This window comes from Lysinibacillus contaminans, assembly GCF_001278945.1.
GTDB lineage: Bacteria > Bacillota > Bacilli > Bacillales_A > Planococcaceae > Lysinibacillus > Lysinibacillus contaminans.
Map to the genome: position 1 here is coordinate 1,518,688 of NZ_LGRV01000003.1, position 16,486 is coordinate 1,535,173.

The following is a 16,486-nucleotide window of genomic DNA, read 5'->3' on the forward strand; positions in this document are numbered from 1 at the left end:
GTACTTACGCACCGCGGCTAACATATGCCACACAAATAGACAAAACAAAACTCAGCCTATATGGTGTAGGCTGAGTTCTCAATAATATTCTTACTTCTTCTTACAATTGCTTGCCAGATGAACCATTGACTATGAGTAAACTGACGCTTATCTTCTATACTCTTGCTTTTTCTTTTAACTGTTTCTTAGCTTTTTTGAAATGAAGAGATTCATATACGACTGGAATAACAACAAGTGTCAATAATGTTGCCATTGTTAATCCGCCAATTACCACTACTGCAAGACTACTTGATACTAAACTAGTTGACTCTGCTTTTTTAAATAATAACGGAATCATCGCACTGACAGTGGCCATAGCCGTCATTAAGATTGGACGCATTCTTGTAGCTGCCGCTTCTACTAACGCATTACGAATAATCATCGTTTGTTCATTATGTTTGACACGGTCTAACAATACAATTGCGTTGGTCACGACAATACCGATTAACATTAAGGCACCAAGTAATGCAGTAATGTCTACAGTAATACCACTTATTAATAGCCCAAGAATGGCACCAATGGCTGCTAAAGGCAGTGAACATAAGATTGCGATTGGTGCACGGAATGTTTTAAATGTAACAACCATAATTAAGAACACAATGCCAACTGACACAAGCATGGTGATAAATAAATCAGAGAAATCGTCGGCTTGTTGAGCACTTGCACCGCCAATATACACGTTCACCCCGTCCGGGATTTTCATTCCCTTTACATCTTTCTCACCAAAGATTGCTTTTGTGATCTCTGCATTGACCTTAGATAGTTTTTCAGGGTCAACTTTAGCCGTAATACGTACATATGAATCGCCATCTTTATGAAATACATTTGATGGTTTCTCTTCCTCTTTTAACGTAGCTACCTTGGAGATCGGCTCCATTCCTGTAGGCGTAGCCACTAACATGTTATTTAAGTCATCCTTCGTTTTTGGGTTCAAAAGTGGCTCTAGCATAATGGAAGTTGGCTGTGAATCAATGGTTGCTATGCCTATAGGTGTTCGATTTAAATAGACACCTAATTGCTGAGAAATTTGCATTGCACTTCCTTCTGCAGCACTCACTTCAAATGAGTAAATCATTTTTTTGGCATCCTGATTGGTAGTTACTTTTTCGACACCTTTGATTCTCTCGATTTCCCCCTTCACGTTTGCGGCTGTTTCTTCAATCTTTGTTAAATCGTCACCCATGACATCAATCGTAATATCGTTAGACGAACCTGACATAAAGGAAGCGGTGTTTACTGATAGTACAGCACCCTCAAACTCCTTCTTTTGCTTTTCAAGTAGTTCAATAATTTGTTCAGTGTCTTTCTTATCCTTTAATATCACAACGATTGTCGCTAGCGTTGGTGAATCAACATTCCCAAAACTCGCTCCATCTTCTGTGTTACCAAGCTGTGTGTATTCATATTCCACTTCATCTTGTGAATGGATGAGATCTGCAAGGCGAATTGTATTTTCTTTTACTTTTTCAAGAGGGGTATCATTTGGGTACTCTAGAGAAGCAATCACATAATCAGCTGTCGATTGGTCAACTGCTCCTTTAGGCATTACAAAATACGTACCTATTGAACCTACAAACAATAATATAGCAAGTAGATAGACAACCCATTTATGGTTTAATGTCCATGTTAGTAAGCGAGAAAAACGTAGTGCTGGCTTATGCTCAGCGAGTTTACTATTTTTCAATAAAGCTGAACTCATCAGCGGTACAACGGTGACTGCCACAATTAATGATGCAAGTAAAGAATACGTGATGGTTAAGGCGAATGGCATTAAGAAATCTTGTAAACTGCCACTAACTAATCCGATTGGTAAGAAAACGGCTACAGTTGTTAATGTTGAAGCTAAAATCGCTGTTCCTACTTCTTTCGTCGCTTCAGTAACAAGACGTACCGAGAAATTCTCGTTTTGCATTTTGCGGAAAATATTTTCAATGACGACGATACTATCATCAACAAGTCGTCCAACTGCTACCGCTACTCCACCCAGTGTCAAAATGTTTAACGTGATGCCTGACATCCATAGTAGAAACAGTGTAAAAGCTAGAGAAAGTGGGATTGAAACAATCGTAATAAACGTTGAACGAAGATTTCTTAAAAATAGAACGATCACGAAGGTTGCAAACAGTGCACCCAATAATACTTCCTTCAGCATTGTATTGACTGAATTTTCAATCATATCTGCGGTCGAAACAAGAACATCACCTTGGACGTCAAGATATTGTTTATTTATTTTCTTAGTTACTTTGGCAATATCCTCCCCAGTACTTACTGCGTTCGCACTACTTTCTTTTGTCATGATCAGCATCAAAGCATCCTTACCATTTACACGAGTAAGTGTCGTATTTGGTTTTTTAATGCTTACTTTTGCAATATCCCCCAGTTTAACAGCTGGCGAAATGGATAGTTGTTCAATGTCTTTCACCGAATTTAATGTTCCAACGACTTTGATATTACTTGCTTTTCCGTCAATCGCTTTTTCACCGACTGCCGCAGAAAGGTTTTGCCCTTGTAGCGCAGTCATTATGTTCTCAAGTGATAATTGCTTTTCTGATAGAATTTTATTATCTAATTCTAAAGAGACATATGAACTTTCTGTACCAAAGGTTTGCACATTTGCGACGCCTTTTATATCTTTGTACATTGGAATGATCTTTTTCTTCGCAAATTCGCTGTTGCTTCGTGTTAATCCATCGTTGAAAGTAATGCTAACCTGTGCGATTGGAATCATCGATGTATTTAATTGAGTAATTGAAGGTTTCTGAACATTAGCAGGAAGTGTAACCATTGCAAGCGCATCTTGAACCTCTTGCTTGGCCTCTTTCATATTCGTTTTCGATTCAAAGAAAATATCTATCTTTGAAAACCCATCTCCTGTTGTAGAGAAAACATCTTTTTTTCCTTTGACAGACCCCACTGCCATTTCAATTGGTGTTGTGACCTGTTGCTCCATTGAATTTGAATCGACCCCTTGCCCCATGGCAATAATTGTTACTTGTGGTTGATCGGCTGGAGGCAAAAACTCCATTGGTAATTTGAAATAACTAACAACCCCTAATAGTAAAACTAGAACTGTCACTAACGAAATGGCCGCCTTATTTTTAAAGGACCACTTAGTAAACAAAGACATAAAAAATCCCCTTCCTCTTCTTCATTACTGCATTAACGGAATGTAAGTTCATATATGGTTTGTTTTTCCTTTAATGGTGTAATTGTATAACGCTTTCTTTTTACCGGAAACAAGCTAGAGGCGGTACTACCTATCAGCCTTAAGACTGATTTCCACTTTTTGGAGGTTCCAAAAACATGAACAGCTATTTAAAGTCGAAAAGAGAGTCTATATTTTATGTCAGCTTGTATTGTTTACTAGTACAGTTATGTTTTAAAAAAATTACCATTTAGGATTTCTTCTTTGACAATAAATTCCCTAAATTAGATACAGCCACTAATGAGCCACCTATAGCACTCCATTTAAACCCTGCAATAATGCTGATAATTAGTATTAACATTCCTAATACTGTTCCAATAATTGAACCTATTCGTACTGTGTTATAACTAGGATTTGGACGCTGAATAGATACTCCAAAAAATTTATTTGTTTTTTCAAATGAGTCATTTAATTTACCCGTAAACTTGCGCATTTTAATATCTCCTCTACAAAAGCATTCTTACAATGATTTGGATAGTATGCGAAACAATAACTAAAATACCAAAAATAATACAGCATGTTGCTAACGTACTTTTTTTAAGATTTTTTTGCCTTACAAACCCAAAAATGATGAGGCACAATCCAATAATTATAGAAACTATTGAAAGAATTATGAACAACTGTGTACTTAATGATGGACTATTAAAAATACTCTCTAATTGCATCTCAATTTTTCTCCTTCTGACTCAGATTTTTAGTTAAACCGCATCCTCATTCTCAATATTTCGAATGGCAAAGTACGCAATTGCTACGCCAATAGCTGCGAGCCCTAACTGAAGTGGAATGAAAGTGATCAATGAGAATGCTGGATTATAGGAACAGGCAATTGCCACCACGATAAGCGATGAACCAATTGTCGCAGGAACAGAATGATTGCGCATGCCAAAATACAATGGAATTAAGCTCATTCCGGCCGAAGCAATCGCAAATAGAACTATGTTTGTGAACTCACCTATAAATTGATTTCCAGTCATTTCAAATGGAACAATCGGAAAATAAGCATTAATAATAGAAAATAGACCCGCAACAGCAGCATTAGAGAAGACCATGGTGATGAACGTTAACAAAGCTATAAGCATCAGTTTACTAGCAATTATTTTCTTTCGACTAACAGGATAAGAGAATAGAATCAAAATGGTCTTGTTCTTATATTCCTCAATGACGATTTTCGCAATTAATACAGAGGCAAACACTATAAATGTCGCCCGCACAAGTGCACCAATGAATATATATACATCTTGGTATGTTGTAATCGGTAAATCACCTTCCTGTTGTCCCAAAAAAATAACGAAACACATAATGGCTGTTAAAATGATATTTGCGAGAAGCACACCTTTTATATACCAACCTAATTTAAATTTCTTCATTTCCAATTTAATGAGCTGTAACATTTCTTCCCCCCTCATTCATTACGTCACATCTATTCGATCAACTTTACGGTAAGAAAGATAGGCAATTGCCAGCCCTAACGCACAAAGTACAATTGGTACCCCAATAAAATCGAACAAACTAACCTGACCACTTCCATCATTAGTAGATGCACTAAGTATAGATCCAATTAATATCGCTGAAGTAATTGTTGCAGGCGTTGATTTTTTTCTCATACCAAAATATAAAGGAATCAGGCTCACACCAGCAATCATAATTGAGTTTATAAAAGTCGTTGGGACAGTAGCAATGAAATCCCCCATACTAACAGGTACTTCAAAGAATCCTATCATTGGATTTAAGATAAAAACTAACATACTGATGATAAAAGTAGTAAAGATTATACTGAAAAAACAAAATAAAAAGACAGTTAAGAGCTTAGCTTGCATTATTTTTTTCCGTTGTAGCGGATAGGTAAACAATAATTGAATCGTTTTACTTTTGTATTCATCAATGACTAAACGAGATAAAATTGCAGACGAATAAATGATAAATGTTATTCTTATAAGAACATTTGTTAATGACATGAAGCCTGCATAATCTGAAAACATCAAATCGTTATCGTATTTGGAACCCCAAACCATAAGGCTAACAGCGGAAAAAATTGCCACAATACAAATGGCAACACCTTTAAAACAACTAGATAATTGATGCTTTTTCCATTCTAGTTTCATCAGTTTAAGCATGGATTCCCTCTCCGTTCATTAAATTCAAGAAATACTCTTCCAAAGAGCTATGCTTTTTATTGATGCTTTCAATCTCAATGTCATTCATAATGAGCGTCTTCGAAATTTCTTGCTGCGATACTGTCATTTCATATATACGAATCATTTTTTCGCTCATGATTTTATAATTTTTAATACCAAGTTTATGATCTAAAATGTAAGTAGCTTTTTTAATGTCGAGAACCGTAAGCTCAATGTACTCGGTCTGTACACCATTGATATCTTTCATCGAAACTTCTTTGATCAGCTTCCCATCTCGAATGACACCAATCGTATCAGCCATTAGTTCCATCTCAGCTAAAATATGGCTAGAAACTAATAATGTAATGCCATATTCTTTGCATAGTATTTTAAATAACTCTCGTAATTCTTTAATACCGATTGGGTCTAAACCATTGATGGGTTCGTCTAATATTAACAATTCTGGCTTTGTCGTAATCGCTCTAGCAATCCCTAAGCGCTGTTTCATCCCGAGTGAGAAATCTTTTACTTTTTTGTTATCAACATTGTGTAATTTCACAAGATCTAACGCACGATCAATGCCCTTTTTGTCATAATAGCCCATATACTCACAATGGAGCTCCAGGTTCTCCTTAGCTGTCAGTTTTTCATAAAAAATAGGATATTCGATAATTGTGCCCATTCGTTTGAGCACTTCGTATGATGTATTTGTTAATCGCTCGCCAAAAATTTCAATCTCACCGCTCGTCGGTTTAACTAAATTCGTCAGCATTTTCATAATCGTCGTTTTACCAGCACCGTTTGGCCCTAAAAATCCATATATTTCACCTTGCTTCACATGCATATTAACACCGGAAACAACTTCTTTTCCTTCAAACACTTTCGTTAGTTGATTTGTTCTTACTATATAGGACATTTTATATTCCCCTTTCCCTTTGTACTTTTATTGTACAAAACGATCATCTCTTTTTTCTTACCCATTCCTTACAAATTTCTTAAGCTTGTCAATTACGCCTTGGCGTAATTGCGTCCAGATTTTGAATTGTGCTTGCACAATTCAAAATCTGCGACATCCGCCGGAGGCTTTATCATCATTCAGTGGGTATTTAGACAACCACTGAAAAAGGACTAAAACTGGATTCATCACATCTCCTATAGAGGTAGGGGTTTTCCACTGAATGACGATAAAAAAGCTTGTAGAATAACACTTCCTACAAGCTAAAACTGCATCCTTTTTAATATGATTGTAAATATTGTTTTTTCATATGGCTTACTTGAAAGATGAATTTCTCCACCTAATGCCTCTACAAGCCGCTTCGTGATTGTTAGCCCAAGCCCACTACCTTGGTACAAACGATTTCTTGAATCTTCTAATGTATACATGCGCTCAAATACTTTGTCGATATGTGACTCAGAAATCCCTTTACCCTTATCCCATATATCAATGGATACAGCCTTTTCATCACTTCTTAATGTCATGCCTAGCGTTTTCCCATCGTCCCCATAGGTAATGGCATTCGAAATCAAATTATTTAACACTCTACTCAACACATCTGTATTTCCAAGAGCATATATTGGTTTTTCTGGTATATCGATATGGACCGAAAATCCTTTTGCCGTAAGCAAATCATAGAACGCTAAAATATTTTCCTGGCATACTTCATTCATATTGATTCTAGTTAACTCGATTTCTTTGTCTCCTGACTCTAATTTTGCCAAGTCAAAAAATTTATGAATGAGTTCTATTACTTCATTTGTTTTCAGCTGCACTTTTGTTAGCAATGCACGTCGTTCTTCCTCACTCAGCGCGTGATCGGTATGCAACATCTCTACATATCCAAGGACAACGGTCAGCGGCGTTTTCAAGTCATGCGATACATTGGCAAGCATCTTGCGCATGGACATCTCTACTTTTAAATAATCTGCCTGCGTAATTTGCTTTGCTTCTAATAACTGATTAATAGCCACTAACAACTTTTGTAGTTCCTTATCATCCGTAAACACTAATAACTTTTCACCCGTTTGATTTCCCACAATATCCTGTAGCTTTTCATATGTATAACGTAAATTCTCACCTTTACCTTTCTGCACGCGAAATTGAAAAAAAACGACACCTACTAAGATGATAATGATCATTATTAAAAAAGGCACCATGCTATATCACTTCCATCTTATAACCGATTCCCCATAATGTTTTAATATACGTAGGATTTGATGGATCCTCCTCTATCTTCTCTCGCAGTCTTCTCATATGGACATTAATGACATTTTCATCTCCATAATATTCTTCATTCCAAATGTGTTGATAAATTTGAGCTTTTGTAAACACACGATTGCAATTCTTCGAAAATAGCTTTAATAGCTCAAACTCCTTGGATGTGAGTTTTATGACCTCATCTTTCTTCCAAGCCGTATAATTAATTGTATCTATTTTTAAATCGCCAATTTGAATCACTTCGTCTTGTTTCTTTAATGGTGCTGAATATTTTGTTGAACGACGTATGGCTGCCTTCACCCGTGCAGAAAGTTCAATCATCGAAAATGGTTTGCAAATATAATCATCTGCTCCAAGACCTAACCCGATCGCCTTATCCACATCTGTATCTTTCGCCGACATCATTAAAATTGGGACAGCACTTCTTTCACGAATTAACTTCACTACTTCTAACCCATCAATTTTCGGCATCATAATATCAAGAATGATTAAGTCAAACGACCCTTGCAAAAATTTTGTCATTCCATCCACACCATCAGCAGCTGTCTCTACTGCAAAGCCCTCTTTTGTTAAATAGGTTTCTACCATTTCTTGAATGGATAAATCATCTTCAACTATTAAAATAGAAGATTGCACTCCCTCACCCTCCTAACTTTTACACATATAATTTCCCGTAATTATATCGCAACACCAACAGAATGTAAAAAACAGGGTTAATTTCCAGACAAAAGGCACCGAGTACTTCTAAGTAAATAAATAGTAATACAGAAAGCATATGTTCACTGTAATAGTGTTATCTATGCACATTGGTTTATACCCCATAATTTAACAATATAGTTCACCTGAGCCAAATTTTAATGTGTATGATGCAAACAAATATCACCTAACCATGGTATAATTATACATTTTTTCTTTTTTATCTTTAGTTTTATATATAAAAGAAACAAATTATATAAACATAACTATATATGTTCATATTTTCAAATAAAATAATAAAATATTACTACTCACCCTCCATTGAATTGGTATATCAATAAATAAATATGTGTAAATTAATCCATAAGGCACTTCTGTACTATAACGAATAGAGTGTAATCTAAACTAGTTATTTTTATTTCAACAGTCTAAATTATTGTGTGTTCTGTCTAACGAACGATATAAATTTAATAAACGATTTTTTTTGGTTTTAAATTATTTGATATTTATAATGGCGTAGCATGGGAGCGTCAATATTTTTGTGTAAATGACTTTCCAACCCTTCCGGGTAGAATATCACTTTTTATTTAATTTTCACGTATTCAAATGAATAATTTCGAACTGGCCCGTCCTCTCTATTCTGCTGGGTCGTATAGCTTTTCAAAGATTTCCGTAAGTTTTGATCGAGCTTTGTTAAAGCCTAGATGACATCTTGTGGCGAAGCGTTGATTATAGTCCTCAAATTGCGTCACAAGGAAGCGTTCCAGTGATTCTTCATTTGGAAATTGTTCTTTACGTTTCGTATGTTTCTTGATTTGTTTATTGAACGATTCAATTAAATTCGTCGAATAAATGCTTCGCCAAATATCTTTAGGAAAGTCATAAAACGTCAGTAAGAACACATTGTCTGTTAAAGAATTTACGACTTTTGGATACGCTTTTTTCCACGTATCACAAAATGTATCGAGCGCTTTTTGACCTTTTTCTTTGCTCGTTGCTTTGTAAATCGTTTTGAAATCATCGCAAATAGCCTGGCGATCTTCTACGCGAACTTTATGCGAAATATTACGTGCAACATGCACTAAACATGTCTGATACTGCGCTTTCGGAAATACTGTTTGAATTGCCTCAACCATGCCTTTTAAACCGTCCGAAATGAATAATAGGACATCTTCTACGCCACGTTCTTTTAATTCTTTCAACAGTTCATGCCAGTTGTATGCAGATTCTGTTGGGGCTATTGTGTAGGCCAGTACTTCTTTTGAGCCATCTTCGCGAATGCCGACGGCAATATACACAGCTTCTTTTGAAACGGTATCACGACGTACAGCGATATAAGTTGCATCTAAATAAACGCAGACGTAACGATTGTACAACGTGCGATTATTGAATGCTGCTACTGTTTCAGAAACAGCCTTTGTCATGTTTGAAATCGTTTGTGGTGTGTAATGATGCCCGTACATTTTCTCGATTAAAGACGAGATTTCAGACATCGTAATGCCTTTTTTGAACAGGTGAATCACGGTTTCTTCGAGCGTATCATTCGTACGTTTATAAGGTGCAACGGTCTGTTGTTTGAATTCACCCTTGCGATCACGTGGAATTTGAATCGTCAGCTCACCAAATTCTGTTTTTAAGGAGCGTTCGTAAGAACCGTTGCGAGAATTACCTGAATTAAAACCAATGCGATCGTATTTATCATAATCAAGGAATTCGGTTAATTCTGTAGCTAGCAGCGAATTCACGGCTGTTTCTAAATGTGAGCGAAAAACTTCAGTTATATCTTGTTTTTGGACTAGAGCTTGAACGATTTCTGTTGTAAACTGATTCATAGGGAAGACCTCTTTTCTAGGATTGGTTGTGGTGACTTAATTCTACCAAGAAAAGGTCTTCCTTTTTCTATGACTTCAGTTATTTACACAAAATATTTTATACTCTCCGTAGCATTAGGCATTTCTATTTATAAGTTAGTTACCATTAATTGAAGTTTTAACTATACATATTAGTGTTAGTCCCAAGATTTCTCGTTACATATTTAATTGTTGAAGTAGATAGATAAACATAGGAAAAGAGGTATAGAATTCGAAAAAATATTTTCTTTTGCTAACGAAAGCTTATTAGTTAGCAGTTCCATTTTCACTGGCACATGGTCAGCATCTGCGGAAAAACAAAATCTTGCAGCTGACTTAGTTATTAAGAACGCTAGCATTTATGCAGTTGATGGAGAAAACAGCATTGTAGAAGCCATTGCTGTAAAAGATGTGCAATCTTATATTGGATCTAACACAAAAGTGATGGATTTAGATGGGAAAATGGTATCTTCAGGTTATATTGATGGTCACTTACACTCCTATTTAATGGCTGAATCAATTTTCTGGTTAGACCTTATAAAATATAGCACTTTTGAGGACTATGAAATTGCCAGCAAAATTAGTTAGTAGGACACCATGAAGTTTGGGCTAACTCAAAAGCAATCGAAAAAGCTAGCGTAGATGCTATTACACCAAATCCTCCAGGTGGTAATATCGATCGATATCCACTTACGGGAGAATCAACAGGAATTTTCCGTGAGTTTATTACTGAAGAAGGTTTTAAAAGTATTTATGAAGCAACCAAATCAAAGCTAAAAAATTGGCAATAAAACATATAACTTAAAAGCCTGATGCTAATGACATTATTAAAGAAGCTGCTCGTATAAATAACGAGCAGCTTTTAAGTAGAAATAGAAAGGAATTATAAAATGAAACGACTATTTGTTTTTAAAAGCTTATCACAAAAAATATTATTTGGATTTGCACTCGTACTTGCTCTTGTTTTAGCATTAGCCTCGTACAATTTCTATGCATTAACAAAATCACAAAATGAAATTAATAAATTACAAGATAAAGAGTTACCCTTTTTAACAACAAGCTATGATCTAGCTTTAGATATGTATAATCGCACATCGATGTTACGTGCCTACATGATTTATACTGACGATACATATCGGGATAAGTATTATCAATTAACAGCTGATAGCCAAGCGCTAGATGATGCCATTATGAAATATGTGGATTCCAATCGCATGAGAGAGTTACTGGATTTACAAGCTGTTTGGGAAGGTCATGTAGATGAGTTTTTTACCGAGGTAGATAAAGGTAATCGAGAAGCTGCACGTGTCATTATGGATCAAAAACTATTAAAGTTAGAGGAAGAAATTTTAGAGACATTAATAGAAGTTGCTGAACAAGGAAAAAGGATTGCTACAGGTATTGTAGATGATTCTATTGCGGATAATGAACAAATTCGAACACTAGGAATCATTATCGCCATTGTAATTTTGATTGCGGCATTAGGCATCGGATTAATCACAGCTAGAACTATCTCAAGACCGATTAATGTCGTTATGGAAAGGATGCATCTTGTAGCAAAAGGTGATTTAAGCAGTCCACCACTACAAGTTACATCAAAAGATGAAATAGGACAACTAGAAATAGCAATAAATGATATGAGTAGCAGTATGCGTGACATTATCACCTCTATCGGAAACTCAACAAATACTGTAATGAGTTATAGTGAAGAATTATCACAATCTTCATCTGAAATTAAAGCTGGCACTGACCAAGTTTCTACAATAATGCAAGAAATGGCATCAGGCTCAGAAAAACAAGCGAACAGTGTTAATGAGATTGCTACTATGATGACAAGTCTATCCGGTGAAATACAGGAAGCAAGTGAACATAGTGAAAAAATCCGTCAATCTACAGACGAAGTAATAGAAATGACAAATAAAGGTAACGAATTAATGAACGTATCTACCAATCAAATGTCTAAAGTTGATGAATTAGTAAGAACAGCTGTTCAAAAAGTCCAAGGCTTAGATGATAAAGCACAAGAAATTTCAACACTGAACTCTGTAATTGAAAATATTGCGAATCAAACAAACTTACTTGCATTAAATGCAGCTATTGAAGCTGCACGAGCAGGTGAACATGGTAAAGGATTTGCAGTTGTTGCAGATGAGGTAAGAAAACTTTCGGAACAAGTATCGAATTCCGTTAAAGAGATTACAACAATAGTAAACAACCTCCTAAGTGAATCTCAATCAGTATCCGTTTCACTCCAAAGCGGATATAAAGAAGTTACCGAGGGAACACAAAAATTAAAAACAACAAATGAGACATTCTATGAAATTAATACAGCCGTAAAAGATATGGTAGAACGTATTCAATTTATGTCTAACAATTTACATGGAATAGCGTCAAGCAGTCAAGAAATGACAGCATCTGTTCAAGAAATTGCGGCAATTTCTGAAGAAAATGCTGCTGGGATTGAAGAAACATCAGCAGGTTCTTTACAAATTAGCTACTCAATCGAAGAAATTTCTGAAAACACGCTTTACCTTGCTAAATTAATTGAGGAACTTAATAATTCAGTTCGTAAATTCCAAGTGTAATCACGTTTTTAAGTAACTACTCCATTTATCATTATATGTATTTGAATATAAGGAACAACAAAACAGACACCATTTTCTAGGTGTCTGTTTTATTGTTCTTTTATTTGAATTCATTTCACAATTCACTTTAAACACGATTATTATCAAGTATTTTTGAAATATTTATCGCATGATATATTTTAATTATGCTACAGGCGATTAATGTTCGTGTTCCTTTATAGAAAATCTATTTATGAAATCAACTCATTTTGGTAAAGTAAACGTAGCCTTTTTGCCTTTAGAAATGTCTTCTGCCTTTTGAGTTTTAATCGGGCCTATTTCTATTTCAAATGATTTTTCTTTCCAAATTTTTTCGTATTGTTCTTGATCTAAAACGTATACTTGTAGAAGTTCGCCAGCTTCTCCAGGCTTAATGATGTCATTATAACCATAATTAAGTAGCATACCTTCACCAAATGAATACTGAGAGCCGTCATTAACAGTAAGCTTTGAAGTCATGGACGACAAGCCAATCTCACTAGTACCTTTATTATCTAGCTTAAACTTCGTTGTTAATAATACAATGCCATTCTTGAAATTAGTAAATCGAGGTGCTTCTACCTCATTTGGTGTGAATGCAGTAAACTGATACCCATCCAATGTGACATTTACATCACCTAATTGTTTGCTATCATTGATGCTGCTTTTTTCCTTCAGCATCTTCTTATCACCCATGTTCTCCATTGATGCCTTATCTTGATAAAACACTGCGTTACTTGATACTTTTTCTGCGCCTTCCGCATTCAATGCTAACTCAAATCTACCTTTTGAACCAAAACCGGAACCAAAATCCCCTTTTTCCGCAAATGGAACAGTAACCATAACAGCCACAGTCGCTAGCTCATTGATTTTCCCTAAATCTGTCGCGCTAAATGGGTATGCGAAGTATCCTGATACTTCTTCACCAGCTTTTAGTAAATAATCTGTTGCGTGACTTAATTTTGTTGGTAATTGCTCTTCTTTAGGAAGTAAGTCTTTATAATTTGTATAAACTTTTTCAGCACCCGTAAAAGTAATATCTAAGGTCGGCATGTAGTAGACGTCTTTATCCATGTCATTCTTAACCGTATATTTAGCTAAAATGACACCACCGTCTGTTTCGCGTCCGAATGGTATACTAAAATCTGTGTGGAAATCTTTTAGCTCTATCAATGTATAGGCATCTAACGATATAGAAACACCCTCCATTTTATGCACTTGAGGCGTGTTATTTTCGTAAAGAACCTTCGTTGTCCCCTGCGTTTCTTTTTCCATATATTGAATTAGTGAAGAAAAGTCATGTGAACTTGCAGTTTCTTTATTCTCATCTTCTTTGTCTTCTTTGTCTTCTTTTTCTGGTTTTTCTTGATCGGCATTAGCTGAAACTTCTTTTTTTGTTTCTTCTTCACTCTTTGCACAGCCACTAACCATTAGTACAGTAATCAGACATAACGAAAAATACAGTAATAATTTTCTTTTCATTTTCACCCTCCAATGATGTTCTATCAACAAACTAAGCCCTCCACTACCTTAATGTGGAAAATACAAAGCCTGTTGATATTTTAATCCACCGCTCGGATGAAATTCAATCATTTATGGAAATTTTATACTACAGAACCAATTAAATCCCATAAATTGTTTATGTTAAAATACATAAGTGCCTAAAATTCTAATTTATTCGAATTCCATTTGTATTTTCGCAAGCTATTCTCATGGTATAAATGAAGAAAGACCTAATACTGTTATTACATTGGTAGAAAGATTGAATTAAAAAATGCGACAAGCGTTGATTTAACGGCTTATCGCATGCTAATGAGGTTTACAAATTTCACGCTATTCTTTTTCGGGATATTGGTTCTGCAAAAACATCACCGATTGGCTAATTAACGCTTTTAATACTTCTGTATCAATATCATCTACTTTATTAGTGTAAACACACACTCTCCCTGCCATATACTTACCGAATCAAGCGAGTAATGCTTCACTTTCGGTATCTTCTGGTGCAAAATACAAACTAGTCCAAGGTAGTCTCCGTTTTTTATTTATTCATTTAAAATTGTTTCACCAGATAATAATTGATGTCTTAATTTAGACATTTCCTTGTCCAATAAAAAGGAGGCATTTGATAGCTCAAATAATTGTTTTTGAGCTTCTTCTGGTATCGATTCACCTTGATATTTATAGTTGAGTTTATGTTCTGTTGATGCCCAAAAATCCATAGCAGTTGTACGAATTTGGATTTCTGCTGGCACCCATATTATTTCATTAGATAAGATTACTTGTGTTTCCACAAGAAGGTGAAGGCTTTTGTAGCCACTATTTTTAGGTTCTTTAATGTAATCTTTTACTCTAATCAAGCGAATATCTTCACGGTGCTCTATATGTTCTTTCAGCAAATATACGTCCTCAATGAAGCTCGTTACAATTCGCACTCCCGCAATATCTCGTATTTCTTGTTTAATAGCTTCTTGAGTCAAAGGTAAATCTTTTCTTTCAATTTTCTCTATCAGCGACGTTAAAGTTTTCATTCGTGTTTTCAAATGCTCAATTGGAGAGTAGCCGTATTTAGCTTTCCATTCAAGATCAATAATATTAAAATCACTTTCCAACTCGTATAGTGCCATCTCATATGGAATAAAAAATCCTTTCCAGTTATTTAATACCGTTTGGATTACATCAATTTTATATTTCTCTCGATTCATATAAACCACTCCTTGTATCAAATTCACTATTGTTTTTATTTTTGATTTGCTTTAGTCACTGAGGTAATACGCCCTTATTTTTTCGAGTTCGCTGGATAAACTCTTCAGAAAATCTGTGGCACCCTCCAAGGCTTTACCTTTAACATTAAGCCATAATATCACAGGTAAATTGCATCGGAAAAGAGATTGCTATGAGTGCCTAGCAATTTTTTTCTTAACATGCTAAACATCCACCTATTGAAGAAATTGTTATATATGTGAATCTGATTGATTCTTTTCTAGTAGCTTGTTCTTTGCTTTATTGAAGTGATAACCATTTTCTGCAAGTATCCTATTGAGTTAATTTCATAATCCCAAGCGCACCCTAGATAAATACAGGTCTAACCGTAACAACATACATATAGAAATTAATATTATTGCTTCGGTGTTACTGTAAAAGTAATATTCAACTAAACTTCCTTTCAATTTAAAAAATCCACTTTTCTTTTTCCAAAGGTTAGTGGTTTTTTTACGTTGATTCAGTCGAATAGAGCGAACATTGATGAAACTCATTGCCGTAATTGATGATTCTCATACTGTCTTTGAAATGGCTAGTGAAAATTCGTCATTCAGGCTAATAACAAATGGCCCAAACACTCTTTTTCCTTCGCATAGTCTACCTGTTAAAGAAGTGCGAACAACCTATCTTCATTTACGGATTGACCGTTCTTTACATATTTTTGCAGAAGTCAAATTAGCAGAAGCTGATGGCGCAGACTATGTGTTATATGGACATTTCTATGAAACCAATTGTAAAAATGGCAAAACTACAACTGGTATACATAGAATCATCAAGATGAAGAATGAATTCAAGCTCCCTTGCCAGGAAAAAATAAACCGTCATTATAATAGCGTTACTTGTTTAAAGGATTTATAGTCGCAGGTTCAAGTAATTGTTCCTGCTTATAATACCAAAGTGTTTTCTTGCTCAACCCCATCAATTAGCTTTTTTGTATACCATTCCCCTTGTCTACTTACATCCTAAAGGCTATGGTGTACCACAGAGTCAATCAGGCTGGTTGT

General features: G+C 35.2%; 12 protein-coding genes. 2 read left to right on the top strand and 10 right to left on the bottom strand.

Translation table 11 applies throughout. From position 1 onward, the window contains the following. Positions 1 to 154 precede the first annotated feature (154 nt). The 8 genes from AEA09_RS09595 to AEA09_RS09635 all read right to left on the bottom strand — a co-directional run bounded on the left by AEA09_RS09595 (position 155) and on the right by AEA09_RS09635 (position 10,101). Positions 155 to 3,166, bottom strand: a complete 3,012-nt coding sequence (locus AEA09_RS09595) for an efflux RND transporter permease subunit (RefSeq protein ID WP_053583618.1) — start codon at positions 3,164 to 3,166, stop codon at positions 155 to 157. A gap of 268 nt (positions 3,167 to 3,434) precedes the next feature. Next, positions 3,435 to 3,677 (bottom strand): hypothetical protein, encoded by a 243-nt coding sequence (locus AEA09_RS09600; protein ID WP_053583619.1) that lies wholly within the window; start codon positions 3,675 to 3,677, stop codon positions 3,435 to 3,437. A gap of 265 nt (positions 3,678 to 3,942) precedes the next feature. Beyond that, positions 3,943 to 4,635: an ABC transporter permease gene (locus tag AEA09_RS09610; RefSeq protein WP_053583621.1), complete on the bottom strand. Its 693-nt coding sequence runs from the start codon at positions 4,633 to 4,635 to the stop codon at positions 3,943 to 3,945. Positions 4,636 to 4,653: 18 nt separating this feature from the next. Then, positions 4,654 to 5,358: an ABC transporter permease gene (locus AEA09_RS09615; RefSeq protein ID WP_053583622.1), complete on the bottom strand. Its 705-nt coding sequence runs from the start codon at positions 5,356 to 5,358 to the stop codon at positions 4,654 to 4,656. After that, the gene (locus AEA09_RS09620) at positions 5,351 to 6,274 is read right to left on the bottom strand and encodes an ABC transporter ATP-binding protein (protein ID WP_053583623.1); all 924 of its coding nucleotides are present in this window, start codon (positions 6,272 to 6,274) and stop codon (positions 5,351 to 5,353) included. The genes AEA09_RS09615 and AEA09_RS09620 overlap by 8 nt, the downstream gene beginning before the upstream one ends. 302 nt (positions 6,275 to 6,576) lie before the next feature. Next, positions 6,577 to 7,512: a HAMP domain-containing histidine kinase gene (locus AEA09_RS09625; protein ID WP_053583624.1), complete on the bottom strand. Its 936-nt coding sequence runs from the start codon at positions 7,510 to 7,512 to the stop codon at positions 6,577 to 6,579. A gap of 1 nt (position 7,513) precedes the next feature. Continuing rightward, positions 7,514 to 8,209 carry a response regulator transcription factor gene (locus AEA09_RS09630; RefSeq protein WP_082332618.1) on the bottom strand — a complete coding sequence of 232 codons (696 nt, stop codon included), beginning with the start codon at positions 8,207 to 8,209 and terminating at the stop codon, positions 7,514 to 7,516. 695 nt (positions 8,210 to 8,904) lie between these two features. Beyond that, positions 8,905 to 10,101 (bottom strand): IS256 family transposase, encoded by a 1,197-nt coding sequence (locus tag AEA09_RS09635; RefSeq protein ID WP_053583625.1) that lies wholly within the window; start codon positions 10,099 to 10,101, stop codon positions 8,905 to 8,907. 908 nt (positions 10,102 to 11,009) lie between these two features. On the opposite strand from AEA09_RS09635, the gene AEA09_RS09640 reads away from it, so the two are divergent. Further along, complete coding sequence (locus AEA09_RS09640; RefSeq protein ID WP_053583626.1) at positions 11,010 to 12,704, top strand: methyl-accepting chemotaxis protein; 1,695 nt, start codon at positions 11,010 to 11,012, stop codon at positions 12,702 to 12,704. Between the two features lie 243 nt (positions 12,705 to 12,947). Here AEA09_RS09640 and AEA09_RS09645 read toward each other — a convergent pair whose 3' ends face one another. Further along, positions 12,948 to 14,204: a DUF5068 domain-containing protein gene (locus tag AEA09_RS09645; RefSeq protein ID WP_053583627.1), complete on the bottom strand. Its 1,257-nt coding sequence runs from the start codon at positions 14,202 to 14,204 to the stop codon at positions 12,948 to 12,950. A gap of 560 nt (positions 14,205 to 14,764) precedes the next feature. After that, positions 14,765 to 15,424, bottom strand: coding sequence for a GTP pyrophosphokinase (locus AEA09_RS09650; RefSeq protein WP_053583628.1), 660 nt, complete (start codon positions 15,422 to 15,424; stop codon positions 14,765 to 14,767). A 541-nt stretch (positions 15,425 to 15,965) separates the two neighbouring features. Here AEA09_RS09650 and AEA09_RS09655 point away from each other — a divergent pair. Then, positions 15,966 to 16,340: a thiamine phosphate synthase gene (locus AEA09_RS09655; protein WP_053583629.1), complete on the top strand. Its 375-nt coding sequence runs from the start codon at positions 15,966 to 15,968 to the stop codon at positions 16,338 to 16,340. Positions 16,341 to 16,486 lie beyond the last annotated feature (146 nt).